The sequence below is a fragment of the Mycolicibacterium xanthum genome (genome assembly GCF_019710635.1).
Lineage (GTDB): Bacteria > Actinomycetota > Actinomycetes > Mycobacteriales > Mycobacteriaceae > Mycobacterium > Mycobacterium xanthum.
Genome location: NZ_JAIFZS010000048.1, coordinates 52,895 through 67,637, shown reverse-complemented (window position 1 = coordinate 67,637; position 14,743 = coordinate 52,895). Strand labels below are relative to the sequence as shown.

Annotated in this window: 19 protein-coding genes and 1 tRNA gene; 5 read left to right on the top strand and 15 right to left on the bottom strand. The window is 69.1% G+C overall.

The window, feature by feature from the left end; translation table 11 throughout:
• Positions 1-570 precede the first annotated feature (570 nt).
• From JDV09_RS18920 to JDV09_RS18880, 9 genes are all read right to left on the bottom strand, one after another.
• Positions 571-1,425, bottom strand: coding sequence for a phage major capsid protein (locus JDV09_RS18920; protein ID WP_221370688.1), 855 nt, complete (start codon positions 1,423-1,425; stop codon positions 571-573).
• Positions 1,426-1,586: 161 nt separating this feature from the next.
• On the bottom strand, positions 1,587-2,123 hold the full coding sequence (locus JDV09_RS18915) for a hypothetical protein (RefSeq protein WP_221370687.1): 537 nt from the start codon (positions 2,121-2,123) through the stop codon (positions 1,587-1,589).
• Positions 2,120-2,440, bottom strand: a complete 321-nt coding sequence (locus tag JDV09_RS18910; protein WP_221370686.1) for a hypothetical protein — start codon at positions 2,438-2,440, stop codon at positions 2,120-2,122. The genes JDV09_RS18915 and JDV09_RS18910 overlap by 4 nt, the downstream gene beginning before the upstream one ends.
• Complete coding sequence (locus JDV09_RS18905) at positions 2,433-2,708, bottom strand: hypothetical protein (protein ID WP_221370685.1); 276 nt, start codon at positions 2,706-2,708, stop codon at positions 2,433-2,435. The genes JDV09_RS18910 and JDV09_RS18905 overlap by 8 nt, the downstream gene beginning before the upstream one ends.
• 57 nt (positions 2,709-2,765) lie before the next feature.
• The gene (locus JDV09_RS18900; RefSeq protein WP_221370684.1) at positions 2,766-3,038 is read right to left on the bottom strand and encodes a hypothetical protein; all 273 of its coding nucleotides are present in this window, start codon (positions 3,036-3,038) and stop codon (positions 2,766-2,768) included.
• Between the two features lies 1 nt (position 3,039).
• Positions 3,040-3,348 carry a hypothetical protein gene (locus JDV09_RS18895; RefSeq protein ID WP_221370683.1) on the bottom strand — a complete coding sequence of 103 codons (309 nt, stop codon included), beginning with the start codon at positions 3,346-3,348 and terminating at the stop codon, positions 3,040-3,042.
• A gap of 297 nt (positions 3,349-3,645) precedes the next feature.
• Positions 3,646-4,947: a hypothetical protein gene (locus JDV09_RS18890; RefSeq protein ID WP_221370682.1), complete on the bottom strand. Its 1,302-nt coding sequence runs from the start codon at positions 4,945-4,947 to the stop codon at positions 3,646-3,648.
• The gene (locus JDV09_RS18885) at positions 4,944-5,900 is read right to left on the bottom strand and encodes a bifunctional DNA primase/polymerase (RefSeq protein WP_221370681.1); all 957 of its coding nucleotides are present in this window, start codon (positions 5,898-5,900) and stop codon (positions 4,944-4,946) included. The genes JDV09_RS18890 and JDV09_RS18885 overlap by 4 nt, the downstream gene beginning before the upstream one ends.
• Positions 5,901-5,966: 66 nt before the next feature.
• Entirely contained in the window at positions 5,967-6,245 is a 279-nt protein-coding gene (locus JDV09_RS18880; protein ID WP_255605622.1) for a hypothetical protein, read from the bottom strand.
• Positions 6,246-6,426: 181 nt separating this feature from the next.
• Between JDV09_RS18880 and JDV09_RS18875 the strand changes: the two genes are divergently transcribed.
• Positions 6,427-6,774, top strand: a complete 348-nt coding sequence (locus JDV09_RS18875; protein ID WP_221370680.1) for a hypothetical protein — start codon at positions 6,427-6,429, stop codon at positions 6,772-6,774.
• Positions 6,774-7,964 (top strand): tyrosine-type recombinase/integrase, encoded by a 1,191-nt coding sequence (locus JDV09_RS18870; protein WP_221370679.1) that lies wholly within the window; start codon positions 6,774-6,776, stop codon positions 7,962-7,964. Before JDV09_RS18875 ends, JDV09_RS18870 begins: the two co-directional genes overlap by 1 nt.
• A 42-nt stretch (positions 7,965-8,006) precedes the next feature.
• Here the strand turns inward: JDV09_RS18870 and JDV09_RS18865 are convergent.
• The 5 genes from JDV09_RS18865 to JDV09_RS18845 all read right to left on the bottom strand — a co-directional run bounded on the left by JDV09_RS18865 (position 8,007) and on the right by JDV09_RS18845 (position 12,359).
• Positions 8,007-8,079: transfer RNA gene (locus JDV09_RS18865), tRNA-Ala, on the bottom strand.
• 59 nt (positions 8,080-8,138) lie between these two features.
• Positions 8,139-9,197, bottom strand: a complete 1,059-nt coding sequence (gene sepX / locus JDV09_RS18860; protein WP_221370678.1) for a divisome protein SepX/GlpR — start codon at positions 9,195-9,197, stop codon at positions 8,139-8,141.
• 209 nt (positions 9,198-9,406) lie between these two features.
• Positions 9,407-10,060: a GNAT family N-acetyltransferase gene (locus JDV09_RS18855; RefSeq protein ID WP_221370677.1), complete on the bottom strand. Its 654-nt coding sequence runs from the start codon at positions 10,058-10,060 to the stop codon at positions 9,407-9,409.
• A gap of 19 nt (positions 10,061-10,079) precedes the next feature.
• Positions 10,080-11,366, bottom strand: a complete 1,287-nt coding sequence (glp, locus tag JDV09_RS18850) for a molybdotransferase-like divisome protein Glp (RefSeq protein ID WP_221370676.1) — start codon at positions 11,364-11,366, stop codon at positions 10,080-10,082.
• A 69-nt stretch (positions 11,367-11,435) separates the two neighbouring features.
• Positions 11,436-12,359, bottom strand: a complete 924-nt coding sequence (locus JDV09_RS18845) for a UTP--glucose-1-phosphate uridylyltransferase (protein WP_221370675.1) — start codon at positions 12,357-12,359, stop codon at positions 11,436-11,438.
• A gap of 64 nt (positions 12,360-12,423) precedes the next feature.
• On the opposite strand from JDV09_RS18845, the gene JDV09_RS18840 reads away from it, so the two are divergent.
• The 3 genes from JDV09_RS18840 to JDV09_RS18830 all read left to right on the top strand — a co-directional run bounded on the left by JDV09_RS18840 (position 12,424) and on the right by JDV09_RS18830 (position 14,149).
• Entirely contained in the window at positions 12,424-13,023 is a 600-nt protein-coding gene (locus JDV09_RS18840) for a 5-formyltetrahydrofolate cyclo-ligase (RefSeq protein ID WP_221370674.1), read from the top strand.
• A 58-nt stretch (positions 13,024-13,081) separates the two neighbouring features.
• Positions 13,082-13,429, top strand: a complete 348-nt coding sequence (locus JDV09_RS18835; protein WP_221370673.1) for an FmdB family zinc ribbon protein — start codon at positions 13,082-13,084, stop codon at positions 13,427-13,429.
• Between the two features lie 69 nt (positions 13,430-13,498).
• On the top strand, positions 13,499-14,149 hold the full coding sequence (locus tag JDV09_RS18830; RefSeq protein WP_221370672.1) for an SAF domain-containing protein: 651 nt from the start codon (positions 13,499-13,501) through the stop codon (positions 14,147-14,149).
• A gap of 131 nt (positions 14,150-14,280) precedes the next feature.
• On the opposite strand, the gene JDV09_RS18825 is transcribed toward JDV09_RS18830, so the two are convergent.
• Positions 14,281-14,637 (bottom strand): hypothetical protein, encoded by a 357-nt coding sequence (locus JDV09_RS18825; protein WP_221370671.1) that lies wholly within the window; start codon positions 14,635-14,637, stop codon positions 14,281-14,283.
• Positions 14,638-14,743 lie beyond the last annotated feature (106 nt).

Sequence of the window (14,743 nt, the reverse complement as noted above, 5' to 3'; positions counted from 1 at the left end):
GTGGTCGCAGTTCGCGTGGGTCGATGACTCTGCCTGTGGTTTTGCGTGCCCGTCGTCGTGGTGGTGGCTGTGGCGGGTTCTGGCTGGTGTTTCCGCGCCATCGGGCGTGGCCACCTTGCCGTCCCGTGATGGTGGCGTGGCAGGGCTTGCAGACGCCGCGGAGGACGTCGGGGTCGTTGGACTGGTTGCCGAGGTGCACAGCTTTGATGTGGTCAGCTTCGCGGCTGGGTGCCTGCCCGCAGATGACGCAGATCGGATCGCGCGCGAGGGTTGCAGCGCGTTTGGCTGGCCAGTCGGGGTCGGCGTGGATCTGCTCGCTTGATGGTGATGGTCGGCTGGTGTTCCAGCCGGCTGGTCGCCGGTGCGCGGGGCATCTGCTGTTGCTGCCTCCGGTGAGGGCGCCGCATCCCGGCACGCTGCACACCTTGGATGCTCGCGGCATGCGTTGTCTCCCTTGATGTTTGGTGGCAGAGGCCGGTGCGTGTCGCGTGTTCGCCAAGACGCGGTGCACGCACCGGCCCCTGCCTGCACCGGAGCGGGGAAGTAGCCGGCCGCCCAGGTGCTGCTCGGTCAGCTGCCGCTGATGGACAACTGGATCACGGCTTGCTCGTGCGGCCACGCGAAGTCGAGCCGGATCACCGACCTGACCCCGACGCTGTCGGAGCTGAAGTACGCGCTCTGGTCGACGGCCAGGGACACGTCGTTTCTCAGCACCACGAACGCCTTCTCCCTGCAGATCGCCCAGATGACGGTGTCGTCGATGACGCCGGCCGGCAGCCCGTACAGGGGGATGCCGAGGACTTGCTTGCGGGTCGGCATGTTCGGATCGCTGCCCAGCAAGGGCACCAAGCTGTCGGTGTCACCCGAGAACTGCTTGAGCTTCATCAACGTGTTCACCGTGGCGCTGGAGGCGCACCAGGCGGTGATCGTGGCGCCCACATCGGTGGCCTTGGCGATCGCGTCGGCGAACGGGTCCAGGCTGTCCCAGGCGGTGCCGGCGTCGACGAGCTGGGCGCCGGCCAGGGACGCCAGCCCGTCGGGTGCTTTGGCCAGCGTGCCGCCGAAGTAGCGGGCATCGACGGCCCTGGCGATGTCGGCGGCCATCAACTGGCCGACCAAGTCCGCTGCCTTCGGGGAACTGTCGTTCACCAGTTCGTTGCTGATCTTCGTCAGGGACTTGAATGCCTTTGGCGTGCAGATCTTTTCGTCGATGCCGGGGTCGGACAGGTCGATCTCCTCGGCTTCGCCGAACCAGCCTCCGGTGGGCGTCGACGTCACCCGCGGGAAGCGGAACTCGGGACTGTCGGTGGCGATGACCGTCGAGACCTGCATGGCGACCGACTGCTCGGTCAGCGGTTGGACGACGAGCGGCCCGATCTGTTCGGGCTTGAGGACGCCGCCGGCGGCGGAACTGAGCAATGTCATGGGGATGACCACCTTTCGGCGCGTGTGGGCGCCACTTGTCTGCTGGGGGTGATCCCGGGGCCTCCTGGGCCGCCGCGGGGTGCCCTACAAGGGCGAACGCGCCGCCCGGGCCGCACCTGGCGGTGATCCGAACGACGCGTTCAGTGTATGTGGTTGTGCTGTCAGTCGGCGTCGGCCGCCTGACCCTTGAACACCTCCTGCCACGACGGCGGGCCTGCCCTGCCCGGCGGTGGGCGCAGCGCGTTGCCGTCACCGCTGACGGTCGATGCCGGCGCAGCGGGGTTGCCGCGGCGCCAGTGCGGGTGCCGGCCGATGATCGCCTCGATCAACTCGTCGACCTTCTGCGGGTCGGGCAGCCCGTCCTCTCCGAGCAGGCCGGCAAGGTCGACGTCGTCGCGCCACACGTCGGTCGGGTCGGCGAGCTGCTGGGCGGCGAGGCGTTCCACTTCGCGGCGCAGCAGCCCGTCCACACGGCCTGTGAGGGTCTTGTTCTCGGTCTGGGCGTCACGCAGCTGCCGGCGCCACTTGGCGGCCTCAGAGTTGCCGTCGGCGGCGTTACCCTCGGCCTCAGCTGCGGTGGCGCCCTGCTGTTCCGGCTGCCCAGGATCGCCCGGGTCCACATCGGCGGCCGGCAAGGACGCCGCCGCGGCGTTGCCCTCGGTCCCGGGCTCGGTGGTGGTCTCTTGCTGTCTCGTCATTCGAGTGCCTCCTCGGCGCTGGTGAAGAAGTTGTGGGACTCCCGCAGGGTGACCAACTCGGCGATGAGCCTGGCCACGCTGTCGGGGTGGCGGGCGAACACGTTGGATCGCAGCATCGCCAACGCGGTTCTGGCGCACATCGCGTAGACGAGGTCATCGCCGACGAGATTCCTTGCTGCACAACGGGTTTGCTCATCGCCGGTGGCGGCCCCGATCGCCGCCAGGATCGCGCCGGCCTGCTGGATGTAGGTCGGCACCGGCAGCGGCTTGGGCCGCTCGACGGTCTGCCCGTTACGCCGGCGGATGCGTTCACCCATCGAGGCCCTCCCCTTCGATGTTCTTGCGGACCCATTCGTCGCGCAGTTCGTCGGCGTGCCGGCACATGCCGGCCAGATGGTTGGCCGTCTGCTCGGCCTGCTCGGCGCTCATGGCGACCACGGCGGCGCCGAGCACCTGGTCGTGCACCACCAGCAGGAACAGGTCCTCGCCGGTGTCTGTGTGCTCGAACCCAAATTCGACTGTCTCACAGGCGATTAGGACAGGGTCGGTGGGGTTGATGTCGTAGGTTTCGTTGCCGAATTCCATGTTTGGTTCCTTCCCGCGGTGGGCGCCGAGGGAGTGTTCCCCGGCGCCCGACCGGCGTCACTTGGTGGTGGTGTAGCCGAACCCTGGTCCGTCGTCGGCGGTGGTGATCACCTCGATGCCGGGCTGGCCCGCGAGCTGCACGAGGAGCGTCCAGAGCCGTTCCTGCCCTTCGTTGAATTCGAGCAGGCCCCGCTCGTACAGCACGGCCATGAGCGCGGACGCGGGCACCCAGTCGGTGCTGCGGATCAAGTCGGCTGCCTCGGCGGCGACCGCGGCCATCTCAGCTTCGATGCGCTCGCCGGTGTCGGCCGGCGACGGTGTGGTTGTCATTTCATCTCCTGTTCCCCGCGGGTCGTTCGCCCGCGGAAGTCTCATTGCCGGTTCGGTCGTTGAGGATGAGCCACGCGGCGGCGCGGGACGCGAACTGCACCGGGTGGTCCCACATGTCGTGCCAGCGGTGCGGGCAGTCGGGATAGTGGCGGGCGTGCGCGGCCTGCGGGGTCGGCGCTTCAACGCACTTGCCGCACAGCAGCACGGTGCCGTCGAAGGTGAGGTGGCCTCGGCGCTTGGCGATCGTGCGGCCACAGTGTGAGCAGGGAAGCGCCGGCGCGGGGCCGTTGCCCCACGGGAATCGGGTCACCGGGTCGCTCCTTCGGGTTTCTCAGTTGGGTCGAGGTCAGGGGACAGAAAGGACGCAAAGGACACAAATGCTGGCCGTTGGGCGAGGCCGTCCAGCAAACATTTGCAGTGGCCTGAATCGTGGCCGGCGTGGACTGGAGCCGCGGCTCGGTGCCTGCGAGAGTCGACCTGGGGATTCACCGCATTTTGCCGTCTTAGTGTGGGATTTCCCCACAGTTTCCCCACACACCAAAAAAGCACTCTGAGCTGCGAAAACGGTATGTGGGGAAATAGTGGGGAAATCCCACACTGGAAGGAACTAGCCACGCCTCCACCCCCACACGATCGTGCCCTTCTGCGTGGTGCCGTAGCTAACAAGCAGACCCTCATCGACCAGGACCGTGAACACCGCGTTGAAGTCGCCGCGGATGGACGAGTCCAGGCACCGACGGAGGTCTCCCTCGGTGGTCTCGCCGCCGGCGGCCAGCTTGCGCTTGATGGCCCGCAGCACCCGATCGGCGCGCGCGTCAGCCAGGCGGGTCTCGACGATCACCTGCGCCTCAGCGCGTGCGCTCGCCCGCGCCGTGTTCTCCCGCCGGCGCCGCGCCTCGACCGCGGTCCTCATCTGGTCGCGGGTCTGCCGCGACCGCAGCATCAGATGGCCGGCCAGCCACCAGAACCCCTCATCGACGTCGAGGCCGCCGTGCAGCAGCGCCAGCCCGACGGCCACCTTCAGCCGGGTGAGCATCAGGTGCCCGTCGAGCGGGTCCATGCCCGGGTCGTCGACCAGTGCGCGCCACCGGCACTCGACCACCTCCTGACGGATGCGCTCGGGCACGTCGATGAATCGGATGCCGGACCCGAAGGCCGGCAGCGCGACGGTGATCGGTGTGAGCGCCCGGGCCGGCTCACCTGCCGGCTGCGGGCACCACGGGTCGGATGCCGGCAGCCACAGGAACCGCTGCGGGAACCCGTTTCGCTCCCTGGAGAGGAAGAAGTCGGCGTTCTCGGGCTGGGCGCCGACGCCCAGGCACAGCCGGTAGGTGTGCGGCTCGACGACGGTGGTGGTGTCCTTGCTGTTGTTCTCGGCGCCGAGTCGCTGGCCCATGTAGCCGGCGAGCAGTTCGCTCTCCAGCGTGGCGCCCTGGCGGTCGATCAGTGCGCCTAGCTTGGAGACCTCGTTGAACATGACGTGCACCGCGGTGACGGGCGGCTGCCCTTTGCGGCCCCGAAAGATCCGCGCCAAACCCTCACCGCTGCCGCCGCCGGCCTGCCGGGCCTCGGGGAACAGTTCCCGCTGCTGGTCGAAGAAGTCGACGGCATCGAAGCCGGCTCCGTCCGCGGCGTCCTTGCCCTGTCCCGATGCGCCGGCTGTGACGGTGTAGAAGTTCAGCGAGGCGGCGGCGCCGGTGATGGCGGGCAGCTTCACGCTGGGCGGGATCAGGGCGATGCCGCGGCGCAGCACGCAGCCCAGGACTGCGAGCCTCGACGTGTATCGCGACCACGCGAAGTCGGCGATCGCCTTCAGGATCGGCGTGGCGTCGAAGAATTCGGCGTCTGGGTCGCCGTTGCCGGCCGGCTCGTCGTCGGGCATCGGGGGGACGCTGTCGGCGTCGATCAACGGTTTGCCTCCTTGTTGGTGATGGCACGGGCGGCTGCCTTCAGGTCGCCGGCGTGGTTGAGGACCGCGTGGGCGCGGAACCGCGTGTAGCCGCGCGGCGCCGCGGCTTCGGTCACGTCGAACGGGGTGTTCGGGCTGTACACGAACAGGCAGCCGTTGCGGACGGTGGCTGAGCACGACGAGGTGGCTGCGGGGTGCAGCCAGCGGGCGCCGTCGCCGTCTGGGTCGCCGTCGAGGCATCGCCAGCCGTGTGGGTCCAGGATGTCGGCCCACGACGTGTTGGCGCTGAACTGGTCGGCCGGCGATGGGCCGGTGAATGTTGTGGTTGCGCCGCGGCGCTGCGGCTGCGGGCCGGTCGGCTCCTCGGGTCGCAGCAGGCCGGCGAGCCACGCCGGCGGGTCGGCGACCGGGTGCTCGATCCACTGGTAGGGCTTGCCGGTGTCGGGGTGGATGCTGGGCGCCAGGACGGTGTAGCCGGTTGACGTCTTGACGTCGACGCCGGCGCCGAGCCGGCTGCTGGACAGCTTGCCGGGCGGGCGCCGGAAGTACAGGTGCCGGCCGCCGTCTCCGCGGCCGCTGAGCGCGGTCAGGGTGGCCGGCAGCGAGCCGTGCTCGGCCTCCAGTGCTGTCAGGGACCGGTCGCCGCCGTGTCGCGGGTCGACGTCTATGACAACCATGCCGGCGGGCACGCGGCCGCCGATGTTGGCGCCGCGGTACGGGCCGGCCCACCATTCGATGACCTGGTCGAGGTCGTAGGTGGCGTCGAGGACACCGCGGCCGCCGCGGTCACGCCCGATGGCTGGGATCTTGCCGTTGAGCGGGAAGATGGCCCAGCGGTGGACGGCGTACTCGACGGCGAACGTGCCGATGTCGGTGGCGCCGAGGACACTGGCGGCCAGTCCGCGGATCGCGGACGCTTCGTTGGCCAGGTCGTTTCGGCGGCTAGACTGCACGTCAGAACCTTTCCCAGGGGTTTCGGTAGGCCCCGGCGCCGCATCACGCGTCGGGGCCTACGGCTTTCAGTCGGTGGCGGTCTCGGCTCCGCGGCCGCCGGCTTCCTGGTCGGCCAGCCATTGCAAGGCGGTCTCGCGGCGCCACAGCCGACGCCGGCCGACCTTGAAGGACCGCGGGCCGACGCATTCGGCGTCGTCGGCCTTCCCCTTGTCGAGCATCGCGAAGTAGCGCCAGGTGCTGGCGGGGATGCCGGTGACGGCGGCCAGATCGGCGCTGGACCAGGCCGTCTTGGCCATGATGGCGTCCAGCTGCGGGGTGCTTTCGCGGGTTGGGCTGGTTGACATTTCGGCTCCTTCGTTGGGTGTGTCAACCAAGTCAACGGCCGCGAATTACACATGTGCAACTTCCCTGGAGTTTCTGTGCTCCACGTCACAGTGCTACCGGAAGTACTTGTGGCACAACGTGTTCCCTCCCCCTCTTTAAGAGTCCCCGCGCGTCGGACACTTAAGTGGTACGGTTGCGTCCATGAGCAGAGGACCGGGCACCATCCAGCGTGCGATCGTCAAGGCCGCGCTGGAACAGCCAGCGTCCCTGGCGCCGCTGGCTGTCGTCGCCGAACTGGAGGGGCAGGACTGGCGGCGGGACAGCGTGCGCCGGGCCTGGACACGTGCCGCCGACCGGCTCTACGAGCAGGGCCAGATCGGGCTGTGGACGCTTGAGCTGCCCGTGTCGTGGAGCGTGAACAGTGGCATCGCCCGCGGCGACGTCCTGTGCGTGTCGGCGCCTGACGTCGAGAGCCTCGACGACGGCATGCTGGCCGCCGCGGCGGGCATCTGGCGGGTGTTGATGTTCCCGATCGAGGAGGGCGAGTGATGACCGCACGGAAACGACGCGCCGGCGTCGAGGACCGCTGGAACCGCACGGTTCGCGTCGACGGCAAGACGCAGAAGGTTCCCACCGCGCGCGCCGGCACCGGCAAGCGGTGGATGGCACGCTTCGTCGACGACGAGGGGCGTGAGCATGCACGGTCCTTCGACCGCAAGGCCGACGCCCAGTCGTGGCTGGACGGCGACGTCACGCCGGCGCTGGCGACCGGGTCGTTCGTGGCTCCCGAGGCCGGCAAGGTCACCGTCGACGCCGTGTACAGGGCGTGGTCGGCCGCGCAGGCCCACATCTCGGCGAAGACTGCGGCGACACGTCGCAGCGCGTGGGGTAGCCGCGTGAAGCCGCGGTGGGGTGACGTTGCGGTCGTCGACGTGAAGACCTCGGCGATCCGGTCGTGGGTGTCGGCGATGAAGGACGACGGCTTGGGCGTGCCGGGTATCGAGAACGCGTTCGGTCTGCTGCGCCAGGTGCTGGGCGCCGCCGTCGAGGATGGCCGGCTTGCCCGTAACCCGTGCGACGGGGTGAAGCTACCGAAGCGTGCCCACGCCGACCGCGGATACCTGTCGCACGCCCAGGTGTCGGCACTTGCCGGCGCCGTTGCCCGCGACCCCGAGGTGCTGCGGTTCTTGAGCTACACGGGCCTGCGGTGGGGTGAGATGGCCGCGCTGCGCGTGCAGGACTTCGACATGCTGCGCCGGCGGGTCAACGTGTCCCGTTCGGTGACGGAGTCGGGCGGGTTGCAGTGGTCGGCGCCGAAGACGTGGGAGCGTCGATCGGTGCCGTTCCCCGCGGTGCTCGTCGACGAGTTGTCGGCCCTGATGGTGGGCAAGGGCCGCGAGGATCTGGTGTTCACCGATCAGCGGGGCGGTGTGCTGCGCAACTCGAACTGGCGGGCCCGTGTGTTCGCGCCGGCGGTGACCAAGTGCCAGGAGGCCGACGAGGCGTTCCCGCCGATCACGCCGCACGATCTGCGGCACACCGCGGCATCGCTGGCGGTGTCTGCCGGCGCCAACGTGAAGGCGGTTCAGCGGATGCTCGGGCATGCGAAGGCTTCGATGACGCTCGACGTCTACGCCGACTTGTTCGACACGGATCTGGACGCTGTGGCCGGCAACCTCGACGCGGCGATCCGATCTGCTGCGGACCAGCTGCGGACTGGGGCCTCCGAGGGCATGTAGTCAGCTAACACACTGGATGCTGTCTAGCTGGTGATTCTCCGGTGGAGCTAAGGGGAATCGAACCCCTGACCTACTCGATGCGAACGAGTCGCGCTACCAACTGCGCCATAGCCCCTGATACCGCTATGGAGGGTACCAGCCCCTCCGACCACGGCCGAAATCGCGAGTGCGGCCCTACTGCCCGGCCGCGTGCGGTAGGTCGTAGTGGCGCGCGAACGCGACATAGTCGAGATGCTCGAACTCGGGATCCTCGTCGTCGATCTCCAGCACCGCCGCGCCCGGCCTGCGCAATCGGGACGGCACGACATCGAACTCCTGATCGGCGGTGTTCTCCACACCCAGCCGCGATCGGGCCATCCGCTGGGCCCGACGGCGACGCAGCTGCTCCTCGATACGGGTCTGCCGGCGCAGGTAGGCCAGATACAGCAGAGTGACCGTGGCAACCGAACCGCAGGTCCACCACATCGTCGGCGACCAGGTGACCGCGGCCACCGCGCTGGCGAGCAGCAGCACCGACATCACGATCAGCGTCCGGGTGCGGAATCGGTACTTGCGCGCGGTCACCGCGGCGGCGGTGCTGGACTCATGGCGGCGCCGGCGCGACGCGCTCATGGTGTCGGCGATGCGCAGATCGGTCTCCGACGGCGCCTCCAGCCCGGACGAGTCGTCGACGTACTCGTACTCGTCGTCGTCCTCGTCGGCCAGATCCTCCAGGCCCTTCTCGGCCAGATCCTCGTCGGCCAGATCCCCGTCGACGGCGTCGTCCTCGGCCGTCTCGTAATCCAGTGTCGGCTCGTAATCCAGTGTTGGCTGGTCGGTTTCGGTGGCCTCGGCCGGATCCTCGATCGGCGATCGCCTGCCGACCGCAAGGACGTCGGTGTCGGTGGAGTCCTCCACCACGTCGACGTCGAGGTAGTCGGCTTCGTCGGCCACCCGCTGCGGGGCGACCGCGGCCATCACCACTGCGCGCCCGGGCGCCGCCTCGTCCTCATCGTCGAGATCATCGTCGAGGTCGCCGTCTGTGGGCTGCCAGTCCGGATCGCTGCGATGCCCGGCGGCGGGGCCGCGGCGACGCAGGCGGACACGGGCCCCGCTGTTGAGCACACGGGTCGCCAGCGCGACGTCACTCGTGCGCCGCACCGCGTCGCGCTTGCTGATCAGCATCGGCACGAGCACGAACAGCCAGAGCACGACGAGCGAGATCCAGAGGAGAGATTGGGGGATGCTTGGCATGCGCCTGCTCCTTTCCCCATCAGGCTAGGTCTGTGACCAGCGCATCCGTGAGCGGCGCGCCGAGACAATTACACACCTGTAATTCGCCCGAGACAAGCACCAGAAGCCACATGTGTCACATCAGTAACACTGTCGTTCCGCGGCCAGACGCAAAAGGCACCGATTTCCCGCCGAATAGGGCGCCTTCGCGTCTACTCGCGGCGGAGGCGTCAGGTCCACGAGGCGCGGCCGCTGTGCACCAGCGACGCGGCCACCGAGCCGCGCAATTCCTCGATGGTGATCGCCACCAGCAGGTGATCGCGCCAGGCGCCGTCCACGTCGAGGTAGCGCTTCAACAGACCCTCCTCGCGGAACCCCGCTTTGGCCAGCACCGCCCGACTGGCCGCGTTCTCGGGCCGCACCGTGGCCTCCACCCGGTGCAACATCACCGGGCCGAAACAGTGGTCCAGACCCAGCGCCAATGCCGCGGTCGCCACCCCGCCGCCGGTCGATTCGCTGGCCACCCAGTAGCCGATCCACGCCGAACGCAGCGCGCCGTGGGTGACATTGCCGATCGTCAACTGGCCGGCGAAGTGTCCGTCGAGTTCGATCGCGAACGGCAGCATCCGGCCTTTGCGCGCCTCGGCCCGCAGGCCCGAGCAGACCGACGGCCACGACGAAACCGAGTGGCGGACCACCCAGTCGAGGTCGGTGGACGGCTCCCACGGCTCCAGGTGGGCGCGGTCGGCCAGCCGGATCCGGCTCCACTGAGCGGCGTCGCGCAGCCGCACCGGGCGTAGCCCGACCACACCGGACTGCACCCGCAGCGGACCGACCGGCATCGGCCAGCCGGGATGCTGCGAGCGCGAACTCCACAGGCTCATCGCTGTCGCCGTCTCGCGCCTAGCCGCGCTGGGCCAGGAACGCGACGTCGACGACCTCGCCGGTGCGGATCTGTTCGGCCTCACCGGGCACGATGACCAGACAGTTCGCCTCGGCCAGCGTGGCCAGCAGATGCGACGAGGAACCGGGTGCCCCACCGAGGGCCTGCACCAGGTACTCGCCGGTGTCCTGGTCGCGCATCAACTGCCCGCGCAGGAACCCCTTCCGGCCTGCCACCGAGGAGATCGGCGACAGCGTGCGCGCCTGAACGACACGCCGCATCGGTTGCCGCTTGCCGAGGGAGAGCCGGATCAACGGCCGCACCATCACCTCGAACACCACCAGCGCACTGACCGGGTTGGCGGGTAGCAGGAAAACCGGGACTCCGTCGGAGCCGAGCTGACCGAACCCCTGCACCGAGCCCGGATGCATGGCGATGCGGGCGACCTCCATCTCGCCGAGCTGGGCCAGCACCGTGCGCACCGACTCGGCGGCCGCCCCGCCCACCGCTCCGGCGATGACCACCACCTCGGCGCGGTTCAGTTGCCCTTCGACGGTTTCGCGCAGCTGCTTCGGATCGGTCGATACGATGCCGACCCGGTTCACCTCGGCGCCGGCGTCCCGCCCGGCGGCCGCCAGGGCGTAGGAGTTCACGTCATAGACCTGGCCGTTGCCGGGGGTGCGCGAGATGTCGACGAGCTCGCCACCCACACACATCACCGACAACCGGGGTCGCGGATGCACGAGCACCCGCTCGCGTCCCACCGCGGCGAGCAGCCCGACCTGGGCGGCTCCGATGATGGTGCCGGCTCGCACCGCGACGTCACCGGGCTGCACGTCGTCGCCGGTCCTGCGCACATAGGCACCCGACCGCACCCCGCGTAGCACCCGGACCCGGGACTGGCCTCCGTCGGTCCACCGCAGCGGCAACACCGCATCGGCCAGCGTCGGCATCGGCGCACCGGTCTGGACCCGCGCCGCCTGCCGGGGCTGAAGCCTGCTCGGCGTGCGCGCACCCGCCTCGATCAGGCCCATCACCGGCAGGCTGATCTCGCGGGCACCACCGCCACCCGCGTCGTCCTCACCGTCTTCGCCGTCGCCGCCGTCGGATTCGCCGAAGCCGAGGACATCGACGCTGCGCACCGCGTAGCCGTCGATGGCCGCCTGGTCGAAGCCGGGAAGGGGACGCTCGGTCACCACTTCCTCGGCGCACATCAGACCCTGGGCTTCAGCGATGGCCACCCGCACCGGCCGCGGCGCCACCGCGGCAGCCGCCACCCGAGCCTGCTGCTCCTCCACCGAACGCAAAGCACGCCTTTCTCGAGTCGAAACACCCGGCCGACGCGCCCGCGCGGGGTGCGCGCGGCGGTGCAGCCGCTAGTGTTCGGCCGGCGCGGAAGCGAGTCCCAGCCGCTCGATCAACCACCGGCGAAGTTCGGGCCCGTAGTCGTCTCGCTCCAACGCAAAGTCAACCGCAGCCTTCAGGTACCCCCCGGGATTTCCCAGGTCGTGTCGAGATCCACGATGGACCACGACATGCACCGGGTGTCCTTCCTCGATGAGCAGTGCGATGGCGTCGGTGAGCTGCAGTTCGCCGCCCGCACCCCGGGGAATTCGCTTCAACGCGTCGAAGATCGCCCGGTCCAGGACGTAACGCCCGGCTGCCGCGTAAAGCGACGGCGCGTCCTCGGCCTTGGGTTTCTCCACCATCCCCTTGACCTTGAGCACGTTCGGGTTGACGGCGTCGGGAACGGTCTCCACGTCGAACACGCCGTAGGCGCTGATGTCCTCGGGGGACACCTCGATCGCGCACAGCACCGATCCGCCGCGTTTGGCCCGCACCTTCGACATGGTCTCCAGGACACCGGTGGGCAACACCAGGTCGTCGGGCAACAGCACCGCGATGGCATCCTCGTCGGGAGCCAGGCTGGCCTCGACACAGCTCACGGCATGACCGAGGCCCAACGGTTCGGCCTGCACCACGGACTCGACCTTGATCAGGGCCGGCGCGCGACGGACCTTCTCGAGCATCAGGTGCTTGCCCCGCGCCTCCAGAGTCCCCTCCAGCACGAGGTCCTCGACGAAGTGGGCGACCACACCGTCCTTGCCCTCGGAGGTGATGATGATCAACCGCTCGGCGCCGGCCTCGGCGGCCTCCGCGGCGACCAGCTCGATCCCGGGGGTGTCGACCACCGGCAGCAACTCTTTCGGCACCGTCTTGGTCGCTGGGAGAAACCGCGTCCCCAAGCCCGCCGCCGGAACCACGGCGGTACGTGGAATAGGAACTTCAGGCCGAGTCATCGTTCACACACTAACCTCTCTGAGTTGGTTGTTCTCTCTTACCCCGCAGCCGGAGGGCTACGCTGTGCATCGGTCAAAATCACAGGTGCGAACCAGTATTCTGGCTGCCCGCCGGGCCGTGCCGGCGCACGTGCACGACGCCGAGGCGGCCGATCTGGCCGGCCATCTCGGCGCCGCGGTCAAGCCGGGATCCACGGTGTGCGGCTACGTGCCGGTCGGCTCCGAACCCGGCTCGCTGACGCTGATCGACACGGTGCTGCAGCAGGGTGCCACGGTTCTGCTCCCGGTGGCCCGCGAAGATCCCGACGGTACGCCCCAGCCGCTGCAATGGGGGCGATACCGGCCGGGCGAACTGATCCCGGCGCCTTTCGGGCTGCGCGAACCGCCGCCGCCGTGGCTGCCCCCCGACGCGGTGGCTCAGGCCTCCCTGGTGCTGGTGCCGGCGCTGGCCGTCGACCGGCGCGGCGTGCGACTGGGCCGCGGCGCCGGGTTCTACGACCGCACGCTTCACCTGGCCCGCGACGCCGCCCTGGTCGCGGTGGTGCGCGACGACGAGATCCTCGATCGCCTGCCCGCCGAGCCACACGACGTGCGGATGACGCATGCGCTGACCCCCCATCGGGGACTGGTCGCCCTGGCATCGGGAATCAACCAGCCCGGATAGCGGTTCTAGCACTTGAGCCGGTAGAGTGCTAAGAAGTTTGACCACCGCGGAGGTTTTCGTGCCCACCTATTCCTATGCGTGCACCGAATGCGACAACAAGTTCGACGTGGTGCAGGCGTTCACCGACGACACGATGACGGAGTGCCCGAAGTGCGAGGGCCGGCTACGCAAGCTGTTCGGCAAGGTGGGCGTGGTCTTCAAGGGCAGCGGCTTCTACCGGACCGACAGCCGCGAGCAGTCCAAGAACGGTAAGAGCAAGAGCTCCGGTTCCGGCAGCGCGTCGAATTCCACCTCGGAATCGACGTCGTCGAGTTCGTCGAGTTCGTCGAGTTCGTCGGACAACTCCAGCTCGTCGAGCAGTTCGAGTTCGTCGTCGCCCTCCCCCGCTGCCGCCGCATCCAGCTGACCCGACGGGTTATCCACAGCCGCGCAGCCGCGGGCTGACGCCGGGAGTCGCGCGTCCTAGCCTGGCCGGGTGGGGGATTCGCTGAACCCGTCAGCACTGACTCGGCTGACCGTTCTTCTTCGACCCGGCTGGACCCGGGGGTCGGCCGCACGCCGCCTCCTCGCCGGAGCCCTGGTGCTGCTGGCCGCGGTCGCCGCGATGCGCGACGACCCCCGCGGCGATCAGTTCGACGTCGTGGTGACTGCCCGCGATCTCACCCCGGGGACGGAACTGACCGCCGACGACGTCCGGCTGCAGCGCCGGGGTGCCGTGTCGGTTCCCGAAGGCGCGCAGACCCACATCGAGGAAGTCGTGGGGGCGACCCTGGCCGGCCCGGCCCGGCGGGGCGAGGTACTCACCGATGTCCGGCTGCTGGGATCCAGGCTGGCCGAATCGGCCGCCGGACCGGACGCCCGGATCGTTCCGATTCCACTGACCGACGCCGCCGTCGCGGACCTGGTGCGAGCCGGCGACGTCGTCGACATCGTCGCCGCGCCTGTCGATGACGACAAAGACGCCCGACTCATCGCCACCGGCGCTGTCGTAGTGCTGGTGTCGGCGCAGGAGACCGGGATGGCGACCCGCGGCGGTCGGGTTGTGCTGGTGGCGCTGCCCGACGCGGCCGCCAGGTCGGTCGCCGGGACGGCCTTGGTCGAAGCCGTCACGCTGACGCTGCACTAGCCACGGCCACAAAAGCTGCACCAGCCACCGCCAACAAAGCTGCAGTAGCCACCGCCCACAGAGCTTCAGGAGTGACCGCCCACAAAGAAGCCGCCCCCGGTATCACCGGGGGCGGCTTCTTCTCGGTCAGATCACCAGTCGCCGATCGGCGGACCCACGGGGTACGCCCCCTCGAACGCCGAAGCGGTGCCACCGACGACGGCCATCGTGGTGTCGCGGACCTCGCCCTGTGCGCTGATCACGCCGGCGTCGGCCAGACGCGTCTCGGACAGGCCGCGTGCGACACCGAAGTCGTTGGTGCGGATGTCGGCGTAGGTCTCGGCCTGCGCACTCGTGACGGTCGGGGACGGCCCGACCTCGGTGATGTCGGCGCTGGCAGTCCCGCTGCCGAGGCTCATGAAAGCTGCGGCCACGGCGAACGAACCCAGGCCCACTGCACCCAGCATCTTCTTCGAACCGCGAGCGGGCGCCTTGGCGTTGATGGCCATCAGCATTTCCCCTTTTGTTGACAGGACACGTCGGCCCTGGTGGCGTTTCAGGCCTCCACAGATTAGCAGTCATCGCACCGACGCGCGTGCCGAGTCCGGGATTCTC

What these genes read in the sequence shown, in the direction of transcription:
- JDV09_RS18920 (WP_221370688.1), bottom strand. Translation starts at nt 1,425, where the DNA reads ATGACATTGCTCAGTTCCGCCGCCGGCGGCGTCCTCAAGCCCGAACAG.
- JDV09_RS18915 (WP_221370687.1), bottom strand. Translation starts at nt 2,123, where the DNA reads ATGACGAGACAGCAAGAGACCACCACCGAGCCCGGGACCGAGGGCAAC.
- JDV09_RS18910 (WP_221370686.1), bottom strand. Translation starts at nt 2,440, where the DNA reads ATGGGTGAACGCATCCGCCGGCGTAACGGGCAGACCGTCGAGCGGCCC.
- JDV09_RS18905 (WP_221370685.1), bottom strand. Translation starts at nt 2,708, where the DNA reads ATGGAATTCGGCAACGAAACCTACGACATCAACCCCACCGACCCTGTC.
- JDV09_RS18900 (WP_221370684.1), bottom strand. Translation starts at nt 3,038, where the DNA reads ATGACAACCACACCGTCGCCGGCCGACACCGGCGAGCGCATCGAAGCT.
- JDV09_RS18880 (WP_255605622.1), bottom strand. Translation starts at nt 6,245, where the DNA reads ATGTCAACCAGCCCAACCCGCGAAAGCACCCCGCAGCTGGACGCCATC.
- JDV09_RS18875 (WP_221370680.1), top strand. Translation starts at nt 6,427, where the DNA reads ATGAGCAGAGGACCGGGCACCATCCAGCGTGCGATCGTCAAGGCCGCG.
- JDV09_RS18870 (WP_221370679.1), top strand. Translation starts at nt 6,774, where the DNA reads ATGACCGCACGGAAACGACGCGCCGGCGTCGAGGACCGCTGGAACCGC.
- sepX (WP_221370678.1), bottom strand. Translation starts at nt 9,197, where the DNA reads ATGCCAAGCATCCCCCAATCTCTCCTCTGGATCTCGCTCGTCGTGCTC.
- JDV09_RS18855 (WP_221370677.1), bottom strand. Translation starts at nt 10,060, where the DNA reads ATGAGCCTGTGGAGTTCGCGCTCGCAGCATCCCGGCTGGCCGATGCCG.
- JDV09_RS18845 (WP_221370675.1), bottom strand. Translation starts at nt 12,359, where the DNA reads ATGACTCGGCCTGAAGTTCCTATTCCACGTACCGCCGTGGTTCCGGCG.
- JDV09_RS18825 (WP_221370671.1), bottom strand. Translation starts at nt 14,637, where the DNA reads ATGGCCATCAACGCCAAGGCGCCCGCTCGCGGTTCGAAGAAGATGCTG.